This window comes from Cohnella sp. AR92 (genome assembly GCF_003990975.1).
Classification (GTDB): domain Bacteria; phylum Bacillota; class Bacilli; order Paenibacillales; family Paenibacillaceae; genus Cohnella.
The window spans coordinates 249,631-274,975 of sequence record NZ_RZJR01000003.1 but is presented as its reverse complement, the minus strand read 5'-3'; the positions used below and the strand labels follow the sequence as shown (position 1 = coordinate 274,975).

Below are 25,345 nucleotides of genomic sequence, written 5' to 3'. Positions count from 1 at the left end.
CTATTCGGCCGTTCTTGTTTATTTGTTCAGCGATTCGCGAACGATCGCCAGCACGAGCTCCGCCACCTTGACGAGATCGTCCGCCTTGATGCGTTCCTTCGTCGTGTGAATGTCCTTGTAGCCGACGGCCAGGTTCACGGTCGGCACTCCTTTGCCGTTGAAGACGTTCGCGTCGCTGCCGCCGCCGGTGACGAACGGACGCGGCGTCAGGCCGACGCTTGCGATCGCGGCTTTGGCGATCTGGACGACTTCATCGTCCTCCTGGAAGCCGAAGGATGGATAAGCGATGCGGCTGTGGAACTCCGCTTCGGCGCCGAGCTCGCTTGCGGCCGACTCCAGCGCTTCCTTCATGGCCGCGAGCTGGCGGTCCAGCTTCTCCTGCGAGATGCTTCTCGCTTCCGCGTCGAGCGTCACGAGATCGCAGACGACGTTGGTCGGGCCGCCGCCTTCGATGCGGCCGATGTTCGCCGTCGTCTCCTTGTCGATGCGCCCGAGCGGCATGCGGGCGACGGCGCGGGAAGCGACCTCGATCGCGCTGATGCCGTCCTCCGGATTGACGCCCGCATGGGCGGAACGGCCGCGAACGGTCATCTTGATCTTCGCCTGCGTCGGCGCCGCGATCGCGATGTCGCCGATGACGCCGCTGGAATCGAGCGCGAAGCCGTACTGGCCGCGCAGCTTCGAGGCGTCGATCGCCAATGCGCCGATCAAGCCGGATTCTTCCCCTACGGTTATGACGAATTGAACCGGTCCGTGCTCGATCCCTTGTTCGTCGATCAGCCGAAGCGCCTCCAGCATCGCCGCAATGCCGGCCTTGTCGTCGCTGCCGAGAATCGTCGTGCCGTCGCTTCTTATGTAGCCGTCCTCGTCCAGCCTAGGCTTGATGCCTTTGCCCGGAACTACCGTATCCATGTGCGACGTAAACAGCAGCGTCGGCGCGTTCTCGCGTCCCGGCGTCGCCGGCAGCCAGGCGAACAGGTTCCCCGCTCCATGCCCCGTCCGCTGCGCCGCGTCGTCCTCGGTTACCTCCAATCCCAGCTCCGAGAACTTTTTAAACAACACCTTGCTGATCTCCTGCTCGAATCTCGTCTCGCTGTCGACTTGGACGAGCTCCATGAACTCGGCGATCAATCTCTCTCTTTGAACCATGGCTTTTCCTCCTCCGTTCGGATACGTTACAATAGGGTAGCAATACTCTCTCAACCATTAAGAGAAAGGATCGAATTCATGAATAACAAGCGTTGGTTTAAAGTCGTCGTCTACTTGATGCTGTTCGCCATCATTGCTTCTGCGTTGCTGGGCGTGATCGGATCTCTGCTGTAACGGCCGAATCGTAGCCGAATACGCGGACGAAATGCGGCAGCAATCGCTGCCCGATCCGTTCCACTTCCAGCGTCTGTCCCGTCAGCGATTCCAGCGAAGTGACGCCGTATTCGGAGATTCCGCATGGAATGATGCCCTGGAAGCCTTCCTTCTCGACTTCCTTCTTCACGTTGAAGGCGAACCCATGGCTCGTGACGAATCCCCGGCGGGTTCTCGCCCGATTGAATTTGACTCCGATGGCGGCGATCTTCTCATCCCCGACCCAAACCCCCGTATATTCGGGCTTGCGCCCGCCTTCGATTCCGTATTCGGCCAGAAGCCCGATGATCGCTTCCTCCAAGGTACGAAGATAAGCGTGAAGGTCCAACCCTTCCGCATCCAGGTAAATCATCGGATAGCCGACCAGCTGACCCGGGCCGTGATAGGTGATATCGCCTCCGCGATCGATCTGGAACACCTGGATTCCTCTTCGCTTCAGCTCGTCTTCGCCATACAGCAGATGCTCCGGGTGCTTATCCGTGCCGATCGTATACGTCGGCGGATGCTCCAGCATGATCAGCGTATCGCCTCGATGCCCCTGGTCGATCTCCTTCACTATGCTCTTCTGAAGATCCCAAGCCTCGCTATAATCGATTCGGGATAAATAGTCCGTCGCCAATGGTCCGCGCATATGCCTGCCTCCTCTGTCGCCCCAGCTCCGCCTTGTTCCAGACGCCAGCTGCGACAATTCTATTCTAGCGCATCCTGTTCGCCGTCTCAACGCAACATGCGCCGGAGATGTCCGATTTGCAGCCGATTCGCAGAGCGAACATTGATCAGCTATCGGCTGTCCCGCTTAAGACTGATGGCTTACGGAAATGACAGCCCCTTAAAGCTTATAAAAATGCAGTTTTAAGCTCTAACGGAAATTTGCGACGCTATAATGGTGATTTGCCTCTTGATGAGTGGTTATGATTAACTTAAGGGTTCGCTATTTCCGTTAAAATCCTAAAGGCATGAAAATATGCCTGTAAGGGTCTTAGAATGCCGTTACGATATTTTGCAATGCTTGCAATAACCAATGAAGACTACCGCAAGCCGTAAGCTTTCACATGCTGCTGAATACCCGAGCCTTCCGAATTCCAATTCGCAGACGACAAAGACCGTCCCCGCCGGCTCTTGCCGCGGGACGGTCTCGCTTAACGCGCCTTAATACAGCTTCGTGTCCATGTTGTAGCTCTCCAGATTCTCCTTCACGCGCTGCAGGAAGCGTCCGCAGATGACGCCGTCGAGAATGCGGTGGTCGAGCGACAGACAGATGTTGACCATGGAGCGAACGCCGATCATGTCGTTGATGACGACCGGCTTCTTGACGATCGATTCGAACGTCATGATCGCCGCTTGCGGGTAATTGATGATCGGTTGGGACAGGATGGAGCCGAACGCGCCGGTATTGTTCACCGTGAACGTACCGCCTTGCAGGTCGTTCAGCTTGATCTTGCCTTCGCGCGTTCTTCTCGCCAGATCGTGGATCTCGTGCGCCAGTCCCGCGATGTTCTTCTGGTCCGCGTTGCGGATAACCGGGGTGATGACGGAATCCTCCGTGCCGACGGCCAGCGACAGGTTGATATCGCGCTTCACGATGATCTTGTCCGTCGCCCAGACCGAATTCATGATCGGGTAATCCTTGATCGCGTTGACGGTCGCCTTGCAGAGGAACGGCATATAAGTCAGGTTGATTCCTTCGCGCTTCTGGAACTCGTCCTTAAGCGTGTTGCGCAGCAGAACGAGGTTGGTCACGTCCACCTCGATCATCATCCAGCCGTGCGGAATCTCGCTGACGCTCTGCCGCATCTTGGTCGCGATGCTGTTGCGGACCGGCGTCACGTCGATGAAGTATTCCCCGCGTCCCGGAAGCTCGTGGCCTTCCACCTCGATCGTCGGAATCCGCGGCTCTTCGGTCAGGTGCAGTCCCGTCGAGCGGACCGGCACTCTCGGGTCCATCGGAGCCTTCGCCGGCTCCTTCCGCGAAGCTTCGGGAACGGGAGCCGAGACGGCCGCGGCGAAGCCCGCCGTTCCGTTCTGCGCCGCGTCGAGCACGTCCTTGCGGGTGATGCGGCCGCCGAGCCCGGTGCCCGCGACCCGGCTGAGGTCGATGCTGTGCTCGGCCGCCAGCTTCTGAACGGCCGGGGAGAAACGATGGCGCATCGGCGCGTTCGGATCGAAGGCAGCCGGAAGCAGCGGCGCGGATGCTGGCTTCTGAGCGCCGGCGCCTCCGCTCTCATAAGCTCCCGAAGCGGACTCGGTAGCCGCCGAAGAGCGGACTTGAGGGGCAGCGTCTCCAGCCGCCTCCGTCTCGATCAGGCACACCGGAGTTCCGACATCGACGGTCTCGCCGGGGCCGACCAGAATCTTCGTCAGGACGCCTCTTGCCGTCGAAGGCAGCTCGGCGTTGACTTTATCCGTTATAAGATCGCATAAAGGCTCGTACATATCCACTTCTTCGCCGACTTGCTTCAGCCACCGGTCTATCGTGGCGGAGACAAGAGACTCCGCCAACTGCGGCATGACAATCTCAACAACTTGCTTGGGCATCGAACACAATCTCCTTCCGGAAGGACGGACCGCTTGTCCGATCCTCCTGCTCGCTCTCGGTTCTGCTCTATTCGGCTGGCTCGTTCCCCTGAAGGGTTAGAATCGGGCGAGATCCAGCATAGCGGCTTTTAATTTGTCTTTGTTCAGCAGGAAGTGCTTCTCGCCCGGGGGATTGATCGGCATCGCCGGAACGTCCGGTCCGCACAAGCGGCGGATCGGGGCATCCAGGTCGTACAGCAGCTCCTCGGAGATGATCGCCGCCACTTCCGCTCCCACTCCGCCCGTCTTGTTGTCCTCATGCACGATCAGAACCTTGCCGGTGCGCGACACCGCTTCGAGAATGCCTTCCCGGTCCAGCGGCTGAATCGTTCTCAAGTCGAGAATGTGAGCTTCGACGCCTTCCTCGCGGGAGAGCTCTTCGGCGGCTTGCATCGCGAAGTGAAGCGGCATGCTGTAGCCGATCACGGTGATGTCGTCCCCTTCGCGCATCACCTTGGACTTGCCGATCGGCACCGTATAGTCGCCTTCCGGAACTTCATCGCTGATCAGGCGATAGCACTTCTTGTTCTCGAAGAACAGCACGGGATCCGGATCGCGGATCGCCGCCAGCAGAAGTCCCTTGGCGTCATAGGCCGTGGACGGAGCGACGATCTTCAATCCCGGAGTTCCGAAGAACACCGATTCCGGGCATTGGGAGTGATACAAGCCGCCGAACACGCCGCCGCCGATCGGCGCGCGAATGACGAGCGGGCAGTCCCAATCGTTGTTCGAACGGTAGCGGATCTTCGCCGCTTCGCTGATGATCTGGTTCGTGGCCGGGAACATGAAGTCCGAATACTGCATCTCCGCGATCGGGCGCATGCCCGCCATCGCCGCCCCGATCGCGACGCCCGCGATCGCGGACTCCGCGAGCGGCGTATCCAGCGAACGCATCTCGCCGAACTGCTGTTGCAAGCCTTTGGTCGTGCCGAATACGCCGCCTTTGAGGCCGACGTCCTCGCCGAGCACGAATACGCGGCTGTCCCGCTCCATCTCGTCCTTCATCGCCGTGCGAATCGCTTCGATATATTCCATTACCGGCATGTCATTGTCCCTTCCCTTCGTCCGCGTTCTCCGCATACACGTGGCGGAAGGCGTCTTCTATCGCTTGGAACGGCGCGTTCTCGCCGTACTGGGTCGCTTCGTCGATCTCTCGGCGCATCCTCGCCAGCAGCTCGTTCTCCTGCTCATCCGACCACAAGCCCAGATCGGTCAAGTACTGGCGGAACACCGGAAGCGAGTCGAGCGCTTTGTGCTCATCGACCTCGTCCTTGGTCCGGTAAGCCAGATCGTTGTCGGACGTGGAATGAGGGGTGACGCGATAAGTCATGATCTCGATCAGCGTCGGTCCTTCGCCGGCCAGCGCGCGCTCATGGGCTTCCCGGAACACGCGGTAAACTTCGAGCGGATCGTTGCCGTCGACGCGAATTCCGGGGAACCCGTAGCCGATCGCGCGGTCCGCGATCCGTCCGGCCGACTGCTTCCGGAACGGCACGGAGATCGCATAACCGTTGTTCTGGCAGACGAATATAACGGGCAGCTTCATGACTCCCGCGAAGTTGCAGCCTTCATGGAAGTCGCCTTGATTGCTCGAGCCTTCGCCGAACGAGACGAGCGAGACGGACGATTCCCCGCGCATCTTGGCGGCCAGCGCGAAGCCGACGGCATGGGGAACCTGAGTCGTGACCGGGCTCGAACCGGTCACGATGCGCAGCCGCTTGCTGCCGAAGTGTCCCGGCATCTGGCGTCCGGCGCTATTCGGGTCTTCTTCCTTGGCGAACAGGGAGAGCATGAGCTCCTTAACGGTCATTCCCAGAGACAGAACCAAGCCGTAGTCGCGGTAATAAGGAAGGAACCAGTCTTTCTCTAGGTCCATGGCGAACGTCATCGCGACCTGGGAAGGCTCTTGCGTAATTCCGGAGATATGGAAATTAACCTTGCCCGCTCTCTGCAACAGCTGCGCCCGTTCATCGAACTTGCGGGCCAGCAGCATTTTCTCATACATTTGGACGGCTCTCTCATCCGACAAGCCCAGAGCGGCATGTCGGGATACGTTCTTGACGGAACCTGTTTGAGTCAAGGCGCGTACCTCCTGCTTTGGGGTAGTATTATAACCTGGTCTTAATACTTGAACTTAATGCTTATTATACATCGGTTGCCGGCAAAAAGAAACGTCCAAACCAAGGCGATCCTGATCTGCTCGGTTTGGACGTAACTAAGGCTTCTATGAGAGGAGAAAATCAGCCGTGCGACGCTCCGCCGTCAAGCGCGGCCATAACCTCCTGCAGCGCTTCCGATAACGTCGGATGGGGATGAATCGTCTGGGCGATCTCCCACGGCACCGCGTCGAGCAGCTTGGCGAGGGATGCTTCCGCGATCAGATCGGTTGCGTGCGCCCCGACCAGATGCACGCCGAGAAGATCTCCCGTCTTCTTGTCGGCCACGACCTTGGCGAAGCCTTCGGACTCCCCGTATACCAGAGCCTTGCCGAGAATTCGGAGGGGGATCTTCGCCGTCTTCGTCTCGAATCCCTGTTTGGCCGCCTCAGCCTCCGACCACCCGATCGCCGCCGCTTCCGGCCGCGAATAGATGCAGCGCGGAATGTCGCGATCCGCCGCTCTCGACGTCGCTTGCGCGCGTCCGAGCAGGTGATCGACGGCGACCGCCGCCTCGTGCATGGCCGCATGGGCAAGCTGGACGCCGCCGATGCAATCGCCGATGGCGTAGATGTGCGGCTCTCCGGTCTGGAGGGTCAGCGGGTTAACCTTCACGTACCCGTTCTCCGCCTTCACGTCCGTATTCTCGAAGCCCAGATTCTCCACGTTGCCTTGGCGTCCGACGGAGACGAGCATTCTCTCGGCGCTTAACGGAACTTCTTTGCCGTCCTTCTCGATAACCGCCTGAACCGTTCCGTCTTCCACCTTGCAGGAAGAGCCGATCAGCTTCGCTCCGGTGTGAATCTCGACTCCCCGCTTCTTCAACGACCTGGCCAGCTCGGCCGAGATATCCTTGTCTTCCAGGGGAACGATCCGGTCTGCGGTCTCGACGATAACGACTTTCGATCCGAAGTCGCTCAGCAGGGACGCCCATTCCGCCCCGATGACGCCGCCGCCGACGATCAGGACGGAGCCGGGCAGCGTCGGCCAATCGAGCGCTTCGTCGCTGGTAACGACATGTACTCCATCATACGGCAAATCCGCGAGCTTGCGTGGACGAGAACCCGTTGCCAGAATGACATTGCGCGGCACGATCGTCTCCGACTCTCCGTCTGCCAACTCCACCGCGATCGCTCCGCTTCTCGGGGAGAAGATCGACGGCCCGATGATCCGTCCTTTTCCGCTGACGACCTCGATCCGATGCTGCTTCATCAGGGCCTGCAAGCCCTTGTGCAGCTGCTCGACGATCGCTCCCTTGCGCTTCATGACGCCATCCCATTCGACGGACACCCCGTCCGACGGAACCGTTACGCCGTACGCGGAAGCGTTCTTCACCGTTGCGTAAACCTCCGCGCTGCGCAACAGCGCCTTCGACGGAATACAGCCGCGATGAAGGCAGGTTCCTCCCAGCTTGTCCTTCTCTATAATGACGACGCTGCGTCCTGCCTGAGCGGCGCGGATCGCTGCGGTATATCCTCCAGGTCCGCCGCCAAGCACGGCAACATCAACCTCAATTGGCATGTTCGAATCCCCCGATCGTCTTATCCGTGAGGCCTCAAGCCTCGCACTCTCCTATTCTACCTTCTTTTCGGCCTGGTAACAAAGGCTAACTGCACAATTGTTTGGAAGACCGGCCTTGCGTTAGCTATTTCCGTCTGACTAGGAATTCGTTCGCAATATGGACAAAATTTAAGAAAATCGTTATGATAAAAGGTATGGAAGGAGGGCCGTTACGTGAAGCTCGTCATATCCCGCCTGATCGCCATTCTTATGCTAGTCATTCCTGGGCTTGCGGCAGCATATGGCTTCCTTCTCATGAAAGACGCCCTATTCGACTATTTCGCGCAGATCGGCAACGTCGAACTGCAAACGCCCGATTTCGCATGGCTGAGATTTATTTTCGGATTCATTCTGTTTCTTGTTGGCGTTGGTTTTATCGGAGGATGGATCTTCTTCCGCGACCGCAAGCACAATTATGTCGCTTCCCGGTTCAGACCCAAGCGCCCGCGTCCGCCCGCTTCGAGAGAAAGCGACGGCGGAGCTGCCGACTGACGGCAATCAGGTTCGCACGTTCGGAAAGCCTCTTCCCGGCATTGACGCCGGGGAGGGGCTTTTTAATGTTGCGACCCGCTGCCGCCGCGGCTTCTGCGATAGTCCGACGGACTGCATCGGTATAAGGACTTGAACATTTTGCTAAAATAACTGAAGTTGTCGAAGCCCGCCTCGAGGGCGACCTCGCCGACGCTCAGGGCGGAATCGCCCAACAGAAGCGCAGCTTGCCTCAGCCGATAATGGTTCATGTACTCCACCGGGGTTTTGCGCATGAATTCCTTGAATACCCGGCTGAAATGCCCATCGCTCATCCCGGCGATCTTCGCCAGCTCCCCGACCGGAAGCCGGCGGTTGAAATTCCGCTCGATATGGGCCATCGCTCCCTTCAGCCTCTCGATCGTTCTCGCATCCTGGCCGTCCGCTCGACTCCCGGCCGTCCATTCGCCCGCCGACCAGTATTCGGCTAGGATCAAATAAAGCATCCCTTTGACTTTGATTTCTTTGGCGGGGTCGGAGGACGTCTCCATCTCCGCGATCGCGCGGAGCAGCCGGAGGATACGCCCTCCCCATTCGGCCGACGAGGTCGCGGGGGAAATCAAAGCAAGGCGCCCTCGATTCAATGGCTGCAGGAAGTTCGCCGAGATGCCATCCTTCGGATCGATCAACCAATTCAAATCGAACACGACCGCGCTGTAAGAGCAGCCGGAGCCGTTCAAAGGGAAAGCTCCGTGCAGCTCTCCGCCGCCGATGAACACCGTATCGCCCGCGTGCAGCTCGAATTCGTCGTATCCGACTCGGAAGACGGCCTGTCCGGCTTCGACGAACAGGAATTCGACCTCGTCGTGCCAATGGCTCTCCAGGATAGGCTGGCCCGCTTCCTGCTGCATATGGTAGATGCCGACCGGGAATCCGGGAGTTCCGTGGCTTCGATTCTCGCGCAGATGCCTCAGATCCAACGTCATCACCCTCCAAATCGCAGAATAGTGTTAAATTATCACGATTTATTGCAAGAAAATCAATACGGATATCATTATAATGTTAACAAGAACGTTATACAACGCTTACATGGGAAAGGACGATCAGCCCGGATGAAATTCAGCAACGGCTATTGGATGACCCGCGAAGGGTATGAAGTATTAAGCCCGTACGAGATTCACGACGTGCGCGTCAACGATAACGCAATTACGGTATTCGCCACTCACCGTCACCTGGAGCATCGCGGCAACACGCTTAACGAACCGCTGATGACCATGGAATTCTCTTCCCCGAAGGCCGACATCATCAAGGCCAAATTCTATCACCACAAGGGCCGCAAGCGTCAAAGCCCGGACTCCTTCGAGCTGTACACGGAAGGCCTTGCTCCCGTCTCCATCGACAACAATGACGAGTTCGTCAGCCTGACCAGCGGCGACACGACCGTCAAGATCACCAAGGCGAATCCGGTGACGATCACCTACACGCACAAAGGACGCGTGCTGACCGGCAGCGGTACCCGCCAGACGGCGTTCGTCAAAGCCCAGGACGGCAAGCATCACTTCCGCGAACAGCTGAACCTCGCGGTCGGCGAGACGGTTTACGGCCTTGGCGAGCGATTCTCCGCCTTCGTCAAGAACGGACAGGTCGTCGATATCTGGAACGAGGACGGCGGAACGGCTTCCGAGCAAGCGTACAAGAACATCCCGTTCTACGTCACGAACCGCGGCTACGGCGTCTTCGTCAACCATCCGGAGCTCGTCTCCTTCGAGGTTGCGTCCGAGAAAGTGTCGAAGACCCAATTCAGCGTCGCCGGAGAGCAGCTGGAGTATTACCTGATCGGCGGCGACACCCTGAAGGACGTCCTCGGCGGCTATACGAGCCTTACGGGCAAGCCTGCCCTTCCTCCGGCATGGACGTTCGGCCTCTGGCTGACGACGTCGTTCACGACGAATTACGACGAAGAGACGGTCAACAGCTTCATCGACGGCATGGCCGATCGCGACCTGCCGCTCGCCGTCTTCCACTTCGACTGCTTCTGGATGAAGGAATACCAATGGTGCGACTTCGAATGGGACGAACGCGTCTTCCCGGATCCGAAAGGCATGCTGGAGCGACTCAAGGCCAAGGGTCTGAAAATCTGCGTCTGGATCAATCCGTACATCGCTCAGCGTTCTCCGCTGTTCGACGAAGGCATGGAGCGCGGCTACCTGCTCAAGCGTCCGGACGGCAGCGTCTGGCAGTGGGATCTATGGCAGTACGGCATGGGTATCGTCGACTTCACGAACCCGGACGCATGCAAGTGGTTCGGCGATAAGCTGCGCGCTCTGGTCGACATGGGCGTGGATTCGTTCAAGACGGACTTCGGCGAGAGAATTCCGACCGACGTCGTATATTACGACGGTTCCGATCCGCAGCAGATGCACAATTACTACACCCAGCTCTATAACAAGGTTGTCTTCGAAGTGCTCGAAGAGAAGCTTGGCGCTGGCGAAGCGGCGCTGTTCGCGCGTTCCGCTACGGCAGGCGGCCAGCAGTTCCCGGTTCACTGGGGCGGCGACTGCGAAGCGACATACGAATCGATGGCCGAGAGCCTTCGCGGCGGCTTGTCCCTCGGCCTGTCCGGCTTCGGCTTCTGGAGCCACGACATCGGCGGCTTCGAGCAGAGCGCGACTCCGGACCTCTACAAGCGTTGGGTAGCGTTCGGCCTTCTGTCCAGCCATAGCCGCTTGCATGGCAGCACCTCTTACCGCGTGCCTTGGCTGTTCGACGAAGAAGCGGTCGACGTTCTGCGCCGCTTCACGAAGCTCAAGCTGAGCCTCATGCCGTATCTGTACGGCCAAGCGGTTCAATCGTCCCGCCTCGGCTTGCCGATGATGCGCGCCATGGTGCTTGAGTACCCGAACGATCGCACGGCCGATTATCTTGACCGCCAGTATATGCTCGGAGACAGCCTGCTCGTCGCTCCGATCTTCAACGATCAAGGGCAATCCGCCTATTATCTTCCTCAAGGACAATGGACGCACTTCCTTACCGGGGAGAAGGTTCAAGGCGGAGTATGGCGCGACGAGAACTACGACTACTTCGGGCTTCCTCTGTTCGTCAAGGAGAATTCGATCATTCCTGTCGGCTCCGCGAACGATCGTCCGGACTACGATTATGCGAAAGGCGTCTCGTTCCACGTGTTCGAGCTGGCGGACGGCGAGGCGGCTTCCGTCTCGGTTCCGGATATCCATGGCGAGACCTCGCTGACGGCGAACGCTTCCCGCAGCGGCGGCACGATCTCCTTCGAAGCAAGCGGCTCTACCGGCTGGAGCGTTGTCCTGCGCGGCGCATCGACGGTCTCCGCCGTGGACGGCGGTACGTTCGAGCCTTCCGAACAAGGAGTCGTCATCGTTCCGGAGAAGGGCGCGACCAAGCTTAGCATCCGACTGTAACGATCTTATAGAAAATGACTTCCTCCGGTCGCCGGTAAACCCGGGATCGAGGAAGTCATTTTTTTGTTCGCTTATCGCGAATTTTATCTTTTCATTCTCGCCATCAAATACAAGAAGTAAGGCGCCCCGATGATTGCCACGACAATGCCGGCCGGAATCGCGGTCGGCTGGAGCGCAGCGCGGCCGATGGTGTCGGCCGTGATCAAGAGCAGCGCCCCGGTCAAAGCCGAAGCCGGGATCAGCACCTGGTGCTTCGACCCTACCAGCTGACGAGCGACATGAGGCCCGATCAGGCCGACGAAGCTGATCCCTCCGCCAATCGCGACGCATACGCCGGCGAGCGCGACGGCTGCGCCGACCGTGAGAAGGCGTTCCCGATTCGTCCGCGCCCCCAGTCCCGTAGCGAGCTGATCGCCAAGGTTAAGCACGTTCAGGGTATTGGATTTGAATAGCACATAGGGAATAAGCACGACGAGCCAAGGCAGAACCGATTGGACATCCTTCCAGGTGGAGCCGGTAATCGAGCCGACCAGCCACGTTTGGACGAACTGATACTGTTCGGGACTAATGCGAACCGTAATGGCGAGCATGCACGCCGAGATGCCGGAACTGACGGCGATGCCTACGAGCACCAAGCGCGAGGGCGATAGACCCTCTCCTTTCTTATATGAGAGAACAAGCAGCAGCGCGGCCGTCGCGATTGCCCCCGCGAACGCCATCGCCGGCAGAAGAAAGGCCGGAGCGGCCGACTGGTTCGGGAAGAAGGCCACGAACAGCACGACCATCAAGCCCGCTCCGGAGTTGATGCCGAGAATGCCCGGATCGGAGAGCGGATTCCGGGTAATCCCTTGAAGAAGGCAGCCGGACAACGCTAGTCCCGCTCCGACCAGAACCGAGATAACGATGCGGGGAAGCCGGAAGTCGAACAGGATTAAATTCTGCCGGGCGGTTCCGTAGCCGAATAGACTCTTGACGACATCCTTCGGAGAGAGATGGACGACGCCGGTATTCATGCTGATAAGAAAGACAACGACGACAAGAGCGGCAAGCGTCGCGATTATGGACCACGCTTTGATATCGCGTCTCCTGTTCGAATGCGAGGTTGAAGCCGGCATCAGGCGACCTCCTTCTTCGAACGTCTGATCAGGTAAATGAAGAACGGGACGCCGATGATCGCGATAACGACCGCTACCGAGGTCTCGTAGGGACGATTGATGATTCTGGCGATCGTATCCGATACGACAAGCAGGAGACTTCCGATGATGGCCGAACAAGGAATGATCCAGCGATAATGAACGCCGACGAGAGACCGGGCGATATGGGGGACGACCAGCCCGATGAAGGTGATCGATCCTGCGGCCGCAACCGAAGTGCCGGCCAGCAGAAGGACCAGAGCCATGCCGATGATCTTGAACAGCCCCGTCCGAATGCCGAGTCCGGCCGCCACTTCATCGCCAAGGCTAAGCATGGTGATCGGGGTCGAGATGAGAATCGCTCCTACTAAGCCGACCGCGACGAAAGGCCATATGTACTGCAATTGTTCCCAAGTAGCGCCGGCAACCCCGCCATTGTACCAGGAGGCGATATTTTGCCCGACCTTGTAGCGCAAGGATATCCATTCGCTGAGCGAGCTTAGGAACGCGGTTACCGCCGCTCCGGCAAGCACCAAGCGAACGGGCGATAGTCCGCCGCGCGAAGAAGCGCCGATTCCGAATACGAGAACGGCCCCGACGGCCGCTCCGAGCAAGGAGAACGGAACGATTCGGTAGAACGGCATTCCGGATTGAAAAGCATAAACGGCCGTCAACGCGAACCCGGCCCCCGCATTGATTCCGAGGAGACCCGGATCGGCCAGCGGATTGCGGGTAATCCCCTGCATGATGGCGCCGGAAGCCGCGAACGCGGCTCCTGCCAATCCGCCGAGAATGACCCGGGGAAGCCGAATCTCGCGAATGATCAGGTGCGAGGCATTGTCCGCGTCGAATCGGAACAACCCTTCCCATACCGTTTGGAACTTGATCGTTTGAGCGCCCAATGAGATCGCAACGATAAAGGATAACGCAAGCGCAATCAAGCCGCCTGCTATTAGGAATCCGGCAGCCTTCGGCCGGGTTCGCAGCCGAGGCGCCCCTTGCGCGCGTGCGTTTATAGATTCACCCATGTCTGACGTTACCTTCTTCTCTCTATGATTCTCATTAATTGAGAATGATTATCACAACACACTAAAGTAGGATACCGTATCCTTGCGGATCCTGTCAAACCCTATTTGGGCAAGGTTTATGATTTGCTCGTTATTCCATCCTCATGCGCAGATAGGCCGAGCCAAAGGAAGTCCTTTGCTCGGCCTGCTTGTTAAGACGCGCTGAATTGGGCTTGATGAAGCCTACTGTATACCCCGCCTGTGCCAACGAGCTCATCGTGACGGCCTTGTTCGGTGATGCCGTCTTCCGTCACGACGACGATGCGATCGGCGTTCTTGATCGTCGCCAGCCGATGCGCGATGACGAGCGTCGTTCTGCCTTCGGACAGTTCGGCGAGCGATTGCTGGATCGCCGCTTCCGTCTCGGTATCGAGCGCGGAGGTCGCTTCGTCCAGAATGAGGATCGGCGGATTCTTCAGGAACATCCGGGCGATAGCGAGACGCTGCTTCTGGCCGCCGGACAGCTTCACGCCGCGTTCGCCGATGACCGTGTCCATCCCCTCCGGCTGGGATCGGATGAACTCTTCCAGCCGGGCTCTGCGGGCCGCTTCCCAGATCGAATCTTCGGCGGCGTCCAGCTTGCCGTAAGCGATATTCTCCCGGATCGTCCCCGAGAAAAGGAATACGTCCTGCTGGACGATGCCGATCTGGCGGCGAAGCGACTCCAGCTTGATGCCGCGGATATCCATTCCGTCGATCAGGATGCTGCCCCCGCTGACTTCATAGAAACGGGGCAGCAGGCTGCATAGCGTCGTCTTGCCGGCGCCGGACGGCCCGACGAAGGCGATTGTCTCTCCAGCCGAGATGCTAAGATTGATATCCTCCAGCGCCATCGCATCGGCGTCATAGCCAAAGGAAACGTTACGGTAACGGATGTCTCCTCTCAGGCCGTTCAACTCCGCGGCGTTCTCCGAATCTTGAATATCCGGCGCCGTATCCAGCAACGAGACGTACCTCTTGAATCCGGCGATTCCCTTCGGATAGCTCTCGACGATCGCATTGATCTTCTCGATCGGCCGGAACAGCACGTTGACCAGAAGCAGGTAGGCCACGAATTCCCCGTATTTGAGCTGTCCCTCGATCACGTACCAGGCTCCGAAGATCATCACGAGAAGCGACACGAGCCTCATGAGCAGGTAGCTGATCGACAGGCTTTTCCCCATGATTTTATAGGCTGCCAGCTTCGCGAACCGATAGCGTTGGTTGTTCTCCGCGAACAGCTTCTTCTCGTGCTCTTCGTTGGCGAAGGCTTGAACGACGCGAATGCCGCCGACATTGTCCTCGACTCTTGCGTTGAAGTCCGCCATGTCCGCGAACATGCGATGAATGGCCTTGGTCATCTTGCCGTTGAAGAAGACCGCAAGCAGGATCATGATCGGAACGGCAATAAAGGTGATGACGGCGAGATCCATGTGTATCTCCGCCATCAGGAGGAAAGCTCCGATAAGCGTCATCACGGCGATGAACAGGTCTTCGGGACCGTGGTGAGCCACTTCGCCGATCTCGTTCAGGTCGTTCGTCATCCGCGAGATCAGATGCCCGGTCTTGTTGTTGTCGAAGAACCGGAAGCTCAGCTTCTGAACATGATCGAACAGCTTTCGGCGCATGTCCGTCTCGATGTTGATCCCAAGCATGTGCCCCCAATAGTTCACGACGAACTGCATGAACGTATTGATCAAGTAAACGGCAAGCAGCCCGAGGCAAGCCCAGACGATCAAGGACCAGTCCTTCTCCGGAAGAAGATCGTCGACGACCTTGTTCACCGCGACCGGGAAGCCGAGCTCGAGAAGCGCCACGAATACCGCGCAGGCAAAATCGAGCGCAAATAGACCTTTATAAGGACGATAATAAGCAAAAAACCGCCGTACCAACTGCAACTCCACACCTCCGACGCTTTCGAATAATCGCCAGCAGCAGCTTGTACCGCTTGGTCGTTAAACATGAGAACGGTTATCAATATAGAAACCAACTGTCATTGTAGCTAATTATCGAACAGCCATCAATAACGATTTGCCATTCATCAAGAAAAAACGGAAGCCACCCCTGCCCTTAAAGGGACATGGATGGCTTCCATTCTGATGCCTGGGATAGGCGTATCCCGATGGTTCCGGAATTATTGCGCAGCGGATGCGGAAGCCGAAGGAGCCGCCGATGCCGATGCCGATGCGGAAGGCTCTGGGCTAGGAGATGCCTTCGTAGCGTCCTCTTCCGTCAGGAAGTTCTTGTATCCGTTCGCCTTCTTCGCTTCCGCGATCCAGTCGCTAGCGCCTTCGTTGACCTTATTGTCCAGGTATTGGTTCTTCACTTCCGCCTTCACTTCATCGTAAGCCGGGGTCACCGCTTGCTTGTGGTCCACGACCTTGATGATATGGAAGCCGTTCGGAGATTCGACGACATCGCTGATCTCCCCGACCTTCAGGGCGAATGCGGCCGTCTCGAACTGTTCGTTCATTTTGCCCTTGCCGAAGTAGCCAAGGTCGCCTCCGTTAGCCGCCGAGCCGGTGTCGATCGACTTCTCCTTCGCGAGGGCGGCGAAGTCGGCGCCTTCCTTCAGTTGCTTGAGAACGGCTTCGGCCTCTTCCTTCGTGCTTAGAAGAATGTGGGAGGCTTGCACCTGCTCCGGCGTTCCGAAGCTTTCTTTGTTCTCGTCGTAATATTTCTTCAGGTCATCTTCCGTCGGCTTCAGCTTGTTCTCGAAGATGAGGCGAAGCTTGAGCTGCGGGAGAACCTGCTCTCGGAACTTCTCGACCGTCAGGCCGCTCGACGCGAGCGCGGACTGGAATTGCTCGTCCGAAGTGATGCCGTTCTGTTCCTTCAGCTTCTCGATGTAAGCGTCGATATCTTCTTCGCTCACCTTCTTGCCCGTCTTATCGGCTTCGATATCGATCAGCTTAAACAGCATGACTTGATCAAGCGTCGAACCGATCTGTTCCTTCCCGGATTGCTCCACCATCTCGTCAAGCAGCTCGGCCTTGGAAATTTTCTTGCCGTTGAGCTCCCCGACCGCTTCGCCCGAGGATCCGCCGGAATTGCGCACCAGAACGACAATAAGAGCAATGACCGCGATAACAGCTATAGCAATCCAAGGCCATGGAGCCTTGGCGACCGGCGCAGCCGCAGGCTTCGTCTCCGCTTCCCTCTCGATCACTTCGGATTCGTCGTAGGAAGCTTCGGATTCCTTATCGGAATCGTTCGCTGTTTCGGCAGTCGTCTGTTCTTCTGCCGATTTGTCCGCTTCTAGCTTCTCCTCGGACGGGTTGAACTCTTCTGAATCTTTGCGAATATCGCTCATTCTTGTAAGGCCCTCCTCTAGTATAAAAAGCACTATTGTTCCACTATATCAAACTTTCCTCATAATACCTTAAGTTAAACTTAAAAAATACAAAAAAACGGGGAATCCCCCGTTTTTTTAATGTTTAATTAAGCTTGTCTCTCTCAATCACCGAATTGCTCAAAGGAGCGAGACCGCTGATCCGGCACTCCGCCCGATCTCCTAATCGGACGGGTACCGACCCCGGCGTGCCCGTCATGATAATGTCTCCCGGGAGAAGCTTCATTACCTGGGAGACAAAAGAAACGATAAACCAAGGATTGTAGCGCATCATCGAGACGGCGTTGCGGTGAGCGGTCCATCCGTTATGCACGGTCTCCACCGTCAGGCGCTCCCAATCCGGAAGCTCCTCTATCGTAGCCAGCTCCGAACCGAGGCTGAAGAAAGTGTCGAACGATTTGGCACGGAACATATATTTCGGATTCTGCGCCAGGATGTCGGCGGCCGTCGTATCCAGCGCGGCCGCATAGCCCGCAACGTAACGGCTCGCTTCTTCTTCCCCGATATCCTTGCATTCCCGGCCGATCACGATCGCAAGCTCCGCTTCTACGGTAACCCGTTCCGACTGGGCGGGAAGAACGATCGATTCCCCGTCTCCGATAAGGCTCGTATCCGGCTTGGAGAACAGCACGGGTGCGTCGTCCGCGCTGCCCTTCAGCTCGATTAGCTTCTCCATGTAGTTCATGCCGAGTCCCAAGATCTTGCGCGGCTGCCTCGCTATCGGAACGAGCTTTGCTTCCCCAAGCGGAATCGCGGGCAACTCGGCCAGCTTCGCGGAATCCGCTTCGCGATGCCAGCGATGCAGCTCCTCCCAATGTCCGCCTTCCAGAATCTCCGTCAGCGTCCGGGGCCAGCTCGTTCCGTACGCTTGATTGATGACGCTTATCGGAACGTATCCTCGGGCGGCGACAATCGCTGCCGACTCGCGGCCTTCCAGCTCCAGCATGACGGCCTTCATACGGCCCCCTCCTCGCCTGCGCCCTTCCCGTTCAACCATTCGAGCAGGGCCAGATCCAAACCGCGGCGGGCGATGAACGACAGCCCGATCGGATGGCCGCTTCCCGAGTCGATCGGAACCGTTACTTGGGCGATGCCCGTCAGCCCGGCAATGCAGGTCAGCCGCATGGTGGCCGTTCTCTGCCGCTCCGCTTGCTCTCCGGTCATATTCACCGGAGGAGCTTCCCCCATAACGGTCGGAATCGCGATCAGGTCGCATTCTCCTAGAAGGGAGTCGATCTCGTTCTCCAGCTTGCGCTTCTTCTCCAGCAGGCCGGTCTTGTCATCCGGACGCAGCGTGCTCGCCCATTCGAAGCGTTCCGCAACTCCTGGGCCGAAGCTAGGCTTCTCCGCGCGAATCCATTCTCCGTGCTGCTCCCAGATTTCGGTTCCCTGGATAAAGCGGAACGTATCCGCCCAATCCGGCAGCCCATCGCCCGGAAGAATGATCCGCTCAAGCTCCATTCCTCCGACAAAGGATCGAAGCGCGCTTGACAGCACTTCGCGCTCGTTCTCCTGCGCTTGTTCCCACGCTTCCTCCGGCAGCAAGATCTTGTTGAAGCCCCGGTGAGCTTCGCTGCTCGCGGGAAGCAGAACCTTGCCTACCTCCAGGAGCGTCTTCGGGCTCTTGCTCATCCATCCGACCGTGTCAAAGCTTCTCGCGAGAGGAATGACGCCATCCATCGACACGGAACCGATAGATGGCCGGAAGCCGTATATGCCGCAATAGGAAGCGGGAACGCGAACCGAGCCTCCCGTGTCGGTGCCGAGCGCGAAGTCGACGTGTCCGGCCGCGACAGCCACCGCCGAACCGCTGGAGGAACCCCCGGGAACCCTGCCCCTCGCCTTCGGGTTGATCGGCGTTCCGTAGTGATGGTTTTCCCCCAGGAGGCTGTACATCAATTCATCCGTGATGGTCGTTCCCTGCAGCCTCGCCCCATGGCTAAGCAGAAGGTTAATCGTCCGAGCATGCCGGTCGGCGGGACCATGCGTACGATGCCAATCGGGATTGCCGGCGCTGCTTGCGTAATTCTCAATGGCGAACACATCTTTGACCGCGAAGCTCAATCCATTGAGATTCCCTTCGCTCAATGGCTCCAGAACCAGGTCCGATCGGATATAGGCATTCAGCTCGTCCATGGCCGCCTCTCCCTTCTATCTCTCTATCGTCTATTTTTTTCTCGCGCCTTGCCGCCTATAGCCGGCCTCTTACCAGCCGATCGCGGCCCCGTCGCAGCGGGGATCGGTTCCCCCTGTGCGAATTCCGTTCTCCTCGATACGGATCGCATGGGCATGGCCGACGATGCCGTCGAATTCTCCGACGACCCGTACGGAGTGACCGGCTTCAGCCAATGCTTGCGCCACCCGAGGATCCACCCTCGCTTCGAGCTTCAAGTCCTGCGTCTGCTCTCCCCAGGTCCGGCCCCATACCCAGCGCGGAGCCGACACCGCGGATTGAGGATCCATTCCGTAGTCCACCATTCTCGTCAGCACAGCCGTCTGCGTCTGGGGCTGCCCTTCTCCTCCTTGCGTGCCGTAGAGCAGATGGGGCTTGCCGTCTCTCATGGCCATCGCAGGCATCAGAGTATGGAACGTCCGTTTGCCCGGTTCAAGCCGATTCACATGCAGAGGATCCAGCGAGAAGAAGGATCCTCTATTCTGCAGCAGGATGCCGGTCTCTCCGGCCGTTACCGCCGAGCCGAATTCGAAGTACAGGCTCTGGATGAAGGACACGGCATTGCCGTCCTCATCGACGACTGCCGCATAAGCGGTGTCGCTTCCTACGGGCCGCGTGGAGACCGGAATCGTCCTGCCGCGGTCGATAAGGCTTGCCAATTCCGCCGCATAGGCCTTCGAGAGAAGCTTCTCTAACGGAATCTCGGAGAAGTCGGGGTCCGTCAGGTAACGGTCGCGATCCCGGAAGCTCAGCTTCAGCGACTCGATAAGCAAGTGGTAATAATCAAAGGATCCGTGAGGGATTCCCGCGATGTCGAAGTTCTCTAGAATCTGAAGAGCCATGATTCCGGTAAAGCCTTGCGAGTTCGGAGGCACCTGATACAGATCGAGGCCGCGATAGGAGCCGGATACCGGCTTCACCCATTGCCCGGAATGCGACTCGAAGTCCTCAAGGGTCAGCAGCCCATTCCGCTCCCCCAGATGCTGGACGATCGTTCGGGCGATCTCTCCCCGGTAGAAGGCATCCCTTCCTCCTTGAGCCAGCTTCACCAGCGATTCGCCAAGATTTCTCTGGTAGAAACGGCTGCCGACCTGCGGCACCTCGCCGCCCGGGAGATAAATACGGGAGGTATACGGCTGGTCCCGCAGGACGTCCAGCCGTGCCAACGTATTCTCATGCTGGTCCGGGGAGAGCGGGAATCCGTTCTTCGCGTAGTCGATGGCAGGCTCCAGAACGTCCCCCAAGGTCAGTCGGCCGTACCGCTCAAGAACGGCTGCCCATCCGTCGACCATTCCCGGCACGGTAATCGCGCTCCGGGGTCCGCGCTTCGGAATCTCGGGTGCGTCGAATTGCTCCCTTGTTGCCAGCCGTCCGGCTCGGCCGCTCGCATTATAGGCCGTTACGCCGCCTTCGCCCGCGTGGTGCATAAGCCAGAAGGAGTCTCCTCCCATGCTCGTCATATGAGGGTAGACAACCGCCAAGCAAGCGCTGACCGCGACGGCCGCATCGAAGGCATTGCCGCCTCGCTGAAGAATGCGCGTGCCTGCCGCGGTAGCCAGATGGTGCGGGCTGACTACCATCGTTCTCGTTCCTGTCGCCGGCTTCAACATGCCGATGTCATCTCCCTTCCCTATTAGAATCGCTTGAGCCGCGTTAATGGAATAGCTGGTCGGTATGCGTGAAAAGGTATCCCCAATTTAATCAAGTTTCCATGCAGGGTCAATTCAATTAAGAGCTATTTGACACCATCACAACTGGAAGCGCTTTCATATATCTCTATGAACAAAACCCACGCAATTTCTTTTCCCATGCCTGCGTCTTCCTGTCTCCCATCCATTCTCTTGCTTCATTAGGCAAAAGAAAAACCGCTTGTTTATCAGGCTCGCTCGGGGCCCGTAAACAAGCAGTTTGCGTCTGCCTTCTTCTAGGAAACCTTGTGCTCGATCCGCAGCTTGTCCGCGACCATCGCGATGAATTCGGAGTTCGTCGGCTTCGACTTCGCGATGTTGATCGTGTAACCGAACAGGTGAGAGATCGAATCGATATTACCTCGCGTCCAAGCGACTTCGATCGCATGGCGGATTGCGCGTTCGACGCGGGACGGCGTCGTCTTGAACTTCTCGGCGATCGCCGGATACAGCGTCTTCGTGATAGCGCCAAGAATCTCGATGTTGTTGTACACCATCGTAATCGCTTCGCGAAGGTATTGATAGCCCTTGATATGCGCGGGAACGCCGATCTCGTGAATGATGCTCGTGATGTTCGCGTCCAGGTTCTTCGGTTTGCCGATCGGCACGATATTCGTCTGACGAGTGATCGTCGAAGAAGTCGAACTGATGGCAGGCGTGCTGGTTGCCGCGCCCGCGAGCTGGCGAATGCGATTCGCAAGAACATCCATATCGAACGGCTTGAGTATGTAGTAAGAAGCTCCGAGTTGTACCGCTCTTTGCGTAATATTCTCTTGACCGAATGCTGTCAGCATGATGATCTTGGGCATGGGGGACAGATTCAGCTCCCGCAGCTTCTCCAATACACCAAGGCCGTCCAGATGAGGCATGATGATATCCACGATCATCACATCCGGGACGATCCGATTCTCTTCCAACTGGCGGATGACTTCTTCTCCGTTGTAAGCGACTCCAATGACCGTCATATCATCCTGCTCTTCAATGTACTCAGACAACAAGTTAGTGAATTCTCGGTTGTCATCAGCAAGAAACACTTCTATCCGCTGCAAGGTCTGGTCCTCCCTTTCTGTACAGATAAAATTAGGTCAAGAAACGTCTCTCTCGTTTCCTCTGGTACGAAATTCGACACATCCTCTTCAAATCCTTCTCAAGTTAAATTCTTTTCTTTATTTTTTTGTAAAGATGGACTATAATTATTAATTTTGCCAATTGGCGAGATTTTCCGCATTAATTCGACAAACATCTAAGGCTTAAATCGCCTTAGATGTTTGTTGGACCGGTTGAAGCATAATTCCGGCATCCTGCAGCATCCATTCGATGAAGCAGCCGTAGCCTGACGTTGGATCGTTCACGAACACGTGGGTCACGGCTCCGATCAGCTTGCCGTTCTGGATGATCGGGCTGCCGCTCATTCCCTGGACAATTCCTCCGGTGCGCTCCAACAGCTTCGGATCGGTAATGCGGATAACCATTCCCTTCGTCGCGGGCGACGTTTGTTTGGAGACGTGGACGATCTGAATATTGAACTTCTCCACCTTCTGGCCGTTTACGACCGTCAAGATCTCCGCCGGACCTTCCTTCACTTCCTCCGCGAAAGCGACCGGAATCGGCTTGGAATGCATCGCATGGTCGGGAAGCTGATCCATCTTGCCGAAGATGCCGAACGGCGTATTGCGTTCCACGTTGCCGAGCGTCTTGCCTTCCTTAACGATAGTCGCCCGCTTCTCGCCCGGCTCGCCGCTCTGGCTCTTCGAGATCGACAGCACGTTAGACTGCAGGATCTGCCCGCTTCCCACGACGATCGGCGTCTGCGTATCCATGTCGGTAATCACATGCCCCAGCGCCCCGTAGACGCCTTGATCGGGAGCGTAGAATGTCAGCGTTCCGACCCCGGCCGCGGAATCCCGAATGTACAAGCCCAATCTCCACGCGCGGTCCTCTTGGTCGAACGCTGGCGTCAGGGATGTCGTGAACTGCTGCTTCCCGCGCCGAACATCCAGCTGCAACGGGGTGCCGCTGCGTCCCGATTCCTCGGCCAGCGACGCCACTTTGGTCACGTCATTCAGCGGTTTGCCGTTGATGGCCACGATCAAATCGCCAAGCTTCAGCTTCGCCTCTTCCCCCGGAGATAAACGCCGATTCGGCCCGGTCTGAACGAGATGATGCCCGACCACCATAATGCCGGCCGCCTTCACCTTGACCCCGATCGTTTGCCCGCCGGGAACGACGCGCAGATCGGGAACGACTTGCAGCTTCACCGTCTTGAACGGAATACGGCCGAACAGCTTAAGACGAAGCTCGGCAACCCCGCTATGCTTAGGATCGATCGACAACGGCTTGTTTAGATTGACCGGGAAGGACGCGGCTTCCTTGCCGTTCACGACCGCAACGTCCGAATTCAGCGTCCCCTGTGCATGTACGGGCATGACGTAATCAAGGTGCTTGGCTTGTCCCTGGAATAAACGAAGCTCATTGGGAAAAGCGGCATAATGGCGAATCGGGGCAGAGGTGACGGTCAACCCTAGAATGAAGACGAGAACAATTCCTAAGCTCCGGCGCAAAGAGGGCCAACGGTTCAAGATCTCACGCTCCCTTACAGTCTATCCAGTCCGTGAATTACCGTCCCGGCATCGTAACTATAAGGTAACCGTGCCCCCCTTGTTTTATGTTCCCAAAAAGCTTCCTTGAAACGCGATTTCAGGCGTCATCACGCGTTTTTTTGGCGATTCGCCAGCACCAGCATTTCCTGTGCGTGATGACGGGTTTTTTCCGTTACTTCCACGCCGCCAAGCATTCGGGCGAGCTCTTCCACCCGATCCATCTCCGACAGCTCGCGTACGGAGGTGGAAGTGCGCCCGTCCGCCGTAACCTGCTTGCGGATCTCGTATTGCCGGTCAGCCATGCAGGCCACCTGAGGGAGGTGAGTGATCGCGAACACCTGGCATTGGCCCGACAGGCGAGACATCTTCTCCGCGATGGCTTGCGCCGCCCGGCCGCTGACCCCGGTATCGACTTCGTCGAAGACGAGCACGGGAATCTGGTCGATTCGGGCGAATATGGCTTTAAGGGCCAGCATGACCCGCGACATCTCGCCTCCGGAAGCGATCTTGGAGAGCGCCTTCGGAGGCTCGCCGGGGTTCGGGGAGAGAAGGAATTCCGCCGAGTCCATCCCTTGGGACGTAAGGTCGCCGCCGACGAGCTTGACCTCGAACACCGTTCGCTCCATCTGAAGCTCCTTCAGCTCCGTTTCGATCGCGACGGAGAGAACCTTGGCGGCTTCCTTACGGATAGCGGACAGCTCTTCCGCTTGCCTTAGCAGCTCGGAATGCAGCTTACGCTCTAATCCTTCCAGCTCCTTAAGCCGCTCTTCGCGGTTGTCCAGCTTCTCGGTCTCTGCCTGAATTTTGTTCTTGTAGGCAATAATATCTCCAACCGTCTCCCCGTACTTGCGTTTTAAGCCGTGCAGCAGATCGAGACGGTTCTCGATGCGAGCCAAGCGTTCCGGGTTGAATTCGATGCTGTCGCGATAATCGCGCAGCTGGAAAGCGGCGTCCTCGGCCGTATAATACGCCGATTGAAGCTGCTCCACGATAGGTTGAAGCGTCGTCGGATCGTATTTGACGATATCCTGGAGACGGGTAATGGCGCGGGAGATCACGTCCAGCCCCTTGCCGCCGTACAGCAAATCGTATGCTTCCGAAGCCGATTCGGACAGCCTCTCGGCATAGGCGAGCTTGCCTCGCTCCTCCTGCAGCGTCTCGTCTTCGCCCGGCTTCAGCTTGGCCGCGGCGATCTCCTCCAGCTGGTAACGATACATGTCCAGCATCTGCATCTGCTGTCTGGACGTATCCTCCAGCTCTCGGCGTTCCCGCACGATCTGCTGGTAGCGCTCGTATTGATCCCGGTATCCTTCTTTGACGGCAGCCAGGGAATCGCCCGCGTATTGGTCGAGCCATTCCAGATGCTTCTCGGTCCGCAGCAGCGATTGCGGTTCGTGCTGCCCGTGAAGATTGACGAGATGCTCGCCTACCTCCCGAAGCATCGTCAGGGTGACGCTTTGGCCGTTGATTCTTGCGTTCGACTTGCCGTGAAGCAGCAGCTCCCGGCGTATGAGCAAAGCTTCGTCCCGGCTTGCTTGAATCCCAAGCTCGGCCAGCGCCGCCCAGACCGGATGGTCATAGGACAGATCGAATACCGCTTCGATCTCCGCGCGGTCGCAGCCGTGCCGCACCATGTCCGTGGAGCCGCGGCTTCCGACGATAAGCCCGAGCGCGTCGATAATGATCGACTTGCCTGCTCCCGTCTCCCCCGTCAGCACATGAAACCCATTGTAGAAACGTACCGTTATTCCCTCGATAACGGCCAAATTACGAATAGAAAGCTCCTGCAGCATGCGGTT

Annotated in this window: 20 protein-coding genes; 3 read left to right on the top strand and 17 right to left on the bottom strand. The window is 57.9% G+C overall.

From position 1 onward, the window contains the following. Positions 1-18 precede the first annotated feature (18 nt). A complete protein-coding gene (locus ELR57_RS06065; protein WP_126958125.1) occupies positions 19-1,149 on the bottom strand; it encodes a M20/M25/M40 family metallo-hydrolase in 1,131 nt (376 codons plus the stop codon). 78 nt (positions 1,150-1,227) lie between these two features. Here ELR57_RS06065 and prli42 point away from each other — a divergent pair, with 78 nt between their 5' ends. Continuing rightward, entirely contained in the window at positions 1,228-1,323 is a 96-nt protein-coding gene (gene prli42, locus ELR57_RS28580) for a stressosome-associated protein Prli42 (RefSeq protein WP_158629945.1), read from the top strand. On the opposite strand, the gene lipB is transcribed toward prli42, so the two are convergent. The 5 genes from lipB to lpdA form a co-directional block, all read right to left on the bottom strand. Further along, positions 1,280-1,993 (bottom strand): lipoyl(octanoyl) transferase LipB, encoded by a 714-nt coding sequence (gene lipB, locus ELR57_RS06060; protein ID WP_126958124.1) that lies wholly within the window; start codon positions 1,991-1,993, stop codon positions 1,280-1,282. The genes prli42 and lipB overlap by 44 nt on opposite strands. Before the next feature lie 518 nt (positions 1,994-2,511). Further along, complete coding sequence (locus ELR57_RS06055; protein ID WP_126958123.1) at positions 2,512-3,897, bottom strand: dihydrolipoamide acetyltransferase family protein; 1,386 nt, start codon at positions 3,895-3,897, stop codon at positions 2,512-2,514. A 96-nt stretch (positions 3,898-3,993) separates the two neighbouring features. Further along, complete coding sequence (locus tag ELR57_RS06050) at positions 3,994-4,980, bottom strand: alpha-ketoacid dehydrogenase subunit beta (protein WP_126958122.1); 987 nt, start codon at positions 4,978-4,980, stop codon at positions 3,994-3,996. Position 4,981: 1 nt separating this feature from the next. Further along, positions 4,982-6,016: a thiamine pyrophosphate-dependent dehydrogenase E1 component subunit alpha gene (locus ELR57_RS06045; protein WP_305038231.1), complete on the bottom strand. Its 1,035-nt coding sequence runs from the start codon at positions 6,014-6,016 to the stop codon at positions 4,982-4,984. Positions 6,017-6,176: 160 nt separating this feature from the next. Continuing rightward, positions 6,177-7,613 carry a dihydrolipoyl dehydrogenase gene (gene lpdA, locus ELR57_RS06040; protein ID WP_126958121.1) on the bottom strand — a complete coding sequence of 479 codons (1,437 nt, stop codon included), beginning with the start codon at positions 7,611-7,613 and terminating at the stop codon, positions 6,177-6,179. A 213-nt stretch (positions 7,614-7,826) separates the two neighbouring features. Here lpdA and ELR57_RS06035 point away from each other — a divergent pair, with 213 nt between their 5' ends. Beyond that, positions 7,827-8,144, top strand: coding sequence for a DUF2627 domain-containing protein (locus ELR57_RS06035; RefSeq protein ID WP_126958120.1), 318 nt, complete (start codon positions 7,827-7,829; stop codon positions 8,142-8,144). Between the two features lie 62 nt (positions 8,145-8,206). Here ELR57_RS06035 and ELR57_RS06030 read toward each other — a convergent pair whose 3' ends face one another. Continuing rightward, complete coding sequence (locus ELR57_RS06030) at positions 8,207-9,100, bottom strand: helix-turn-helix transcriptional regulator (protein ID WP_158629944.1); 894 nt, start codon at positions 9,098-9,100, stop codon at positions 8,207-8,209. Positions 9,101-9,232: 132 nt separating this feature from the next. On the opposite strand from ELR57_RS06030, the gene yicI reads away from it, so the two are divergent. Further along, complete coding sequence (gene yicI, locus ELR57_RS06025; protein ID WP_126958118.1) at positions 9,233-11,554, top strand: alpha-xylosidase; 2,322 nt, start codon at positions 9,233-9,235, stop codon at positions 11,552-11,554. Between the two features lie 83 nt (positions 11,555-11,637). Here the strand turns inward: yicI and ELR57_RS06020 are convergent, their stop codons facing one another. The 10 genes from ELR57_RS06020 to recN all read right to left on the bottom strand — a co-directional run bounded on the left by ELR57_RS06020 (position 11,638) and on the right by recN (position 25,339). Further along, the gene (locus ELR57_RS06020; protein WP_126958117.1) at positions 11,638-12,669 is read right to left on the bottom strand and encodes a FecCD family ABC transporter permease; all 1,032 of its coding nucleotides are present in this window, start codon (positions 12,667-12,669) and stop codon (positions 11,638-11,640) included. Beyond that, the gene (locus tag ELR57_RS06015; RefSeq protein ID WP_126958116.1) at positions 12,669-13,715 is read right to left on the bottom strand and encodes a FecCD family ABC transporter permease; all 1,047 of its coding nucleotides are present in this window, start codon (positions 13,713-13,715) and stop codon (positions 12,669-12,671) included. Before ELR57_RS06015 ends, ELR57_RS06020 begins: the two co-directional genes overlap by 1 nt. Before the next feature lie 191 nt (positions 13,716-13,906). Further along, positions 13,907-15,625, bottom strand: coding sequence for an ABC transporter ATP-binding protein (locus tag ELR57_RS06010; RefSeq protein WP_126958308.1), 1,719 nt, complete (start codon positions 15,623-15,625; stop codon positions 13,907-13,909). Positions 15,626-15,867: 242 nt separating this feature from the next. Then, a complete protein-coding gene (locus ELR57_RS06005) occupies positions 15,868-17,046 on the bottom strand; it encodes a peptidylprolyl isomerase (protein WP_126958115.1) in 1,179 nt (392 codons plus the stop codon). Positions 17,047-17,170: 124 nt separating this feature from the next. Next, positions 17,171-18,043, bottom strand: coding sequence for a fumarylacetoacetate hydrolase family protein (locus tag ELR57_RS06000; RefSeq protein ID WP_126958114.1), 873 nt, complete (start codon positions 18,041-18,043; stop codon positions 17,171-17,173). Beyond that, positions 18,040-19,221: an amidase gene (locus ELR57_RS05995; protein WP_126958113.1), complete on the bottom strand. Its 1,182-nt coding sequence runs from the start codon at positions 19,219-19,221 to the stop codon at positions 18,040-18,042. Before ELR57_RS05995 ends, ELR57_RS06000 begins: the two co-directional genes overlap by 4 nt. 69 nt (positions 19,222-19,290) lie before the next feature. Beyond that, positions 19,291-20,868, bottom strand: a complete 1,578-nt coding sequence (gene ggt, locus ELR57_RS05990; protein WP_126958112.1) for a gamma-glutamyltransferase — start codon at positions 20,866-20,868, stop codon at positions 19,291-19,293. Between the two features lie 314 nt (positions 20,869-21,182). Continuing rightward, positions 21,183-21,995, bottom strand: a complete 813-nt coding sequence (spo0A, locus tag ELR57_RS05985) for a sporulation transcription factor Spo0A (RefSeq protein ID WP_126958111.1) — start codon at positions 21,993-21,995, stop codon at positions 21,183-21,185. A gap of 201 nt (positions 21,996-22,196) precedes the next feature. After that, positions 22,197-23,525 carry a SpoIVB peptidase gene (spoIVB, locus tag ELR57_RS05980; RefSeq protein WP_126958110.1) on the bottom strand — a complete coding sequence of 443 codons (1,329 nt, stop codon included), beginning with the start codon at positions 23,523-23,525 and terminating at the stop codon, positions 22,197-22,199. Positions 23,526-23,653: 128 nt separating this feature from the next. Beyond that, positions 23,654-25,339 carry a DNA repair protein RecN gene (gene recN, locus ELR57_RS05975; protein WP_126958109.1) on the bottom strand — a complete coding sequence of 562 codons (1,686 nt, stop codon included), beginning with the start codon at positions 25,337-25,339 and terminating at the stop codon, positions 23,654-23,656. Positions 25,340-25,345 lie beyond the last annotated feature (6 nt).

Coding starts and splice junctions, on each gene's coding strand:
- ELR57_RS05995 (WP_126958113.1), bottom strand. CDS start 19,221: ATGGACGAGCTGAATGCCTATATCCGATCGGACCTGGTTCTGGAGCCA.
- ELR57_RS06065 (WP_126958125.1), bottom strand. CDS start 1,149: ATGGTTCAAAGAGAGAGATTGATCGCCGAGTTCATGGAGCTCGTCCAA.
- ELR57_RS06020 (WP_126958117.1), bottom strand. CDS start 12,669: ATGCCGGCTTCAACCTCGCATTCGAACAGGAGACGCGATATCAAAGCG.
- lipB (WP_126958124.1), bottom strand. CDS start 1,993: ATGCGCGGACCATTGGCGACGGACTATTTATCCCGAATCGATTATAGC.
- recN (WP_126958109.1), bottom strand. CDS start 25,339: ATGCTGCAGGAGCTTTCTATTCGTAATTTGGCCGTTATCGAGGGAATA.
- ELR57_RS06005 (WP_126958115.1), bottom strand. CDS start 17,046: ATGAGCGATATTCGCAAAGATTCAGAAGAGTTCAACCCGTCCGAGGAG.
- ELR57_RS06015 (WP_126958116.1), bottom strand. CDS start 13,715: ATGGGTGAATCTATAAACGCACGCGCGCAAGGGGCGCCTCGGCTGCGA.
- ELR57_RS06050 (WP_126958122.1), bottom strand. CDS start 4,980: ATGCCGGTAATGGAATATATCGAAGCGATTCGCACGGCGATGAAGGAC.
- yicI (WP_126958118.1), top strand. CDS start 9,233: ATGAAATTCAGCAACGGCTATTGGATGACCCGCGAAGGGTATGAAGTA.
- ELR57_RS06055 (WP_126958123.1), bottom strand. CDS start 3,897: ATGCCCAAGCAAGTTGTTGAGATTGTCATGCCGCAGTTGGCGGAGTCT.
- ggt (WP_126958112.1), bottom strand. CDS start 20,868: ATGTTGAAGCCGGCGACAGGAACGAGAACGATGGTAGTCAGCCCGCAC.
- lpdA (WP_126958121.1), bottom strand. CDS start 7,613: ATGCCAATTGAGGTTGATGTTGCCGTGCTTGGCGGCGGACCTGGAGGA.
- prli42 (WP_158629945.1), top strand. CDS start 1,228: ATGAATAACAAGCGTTGGTTTAAAGTCGTCGTCTACTTGATGCTGTTC.
- ELR57_RS06000 (WP_126958114.1), bottom strand. CDS start 18,043: ATGAAGGCCGTCATGCTGGAGCTGGAAGGCCGCGAGTCGGCAGCGATT.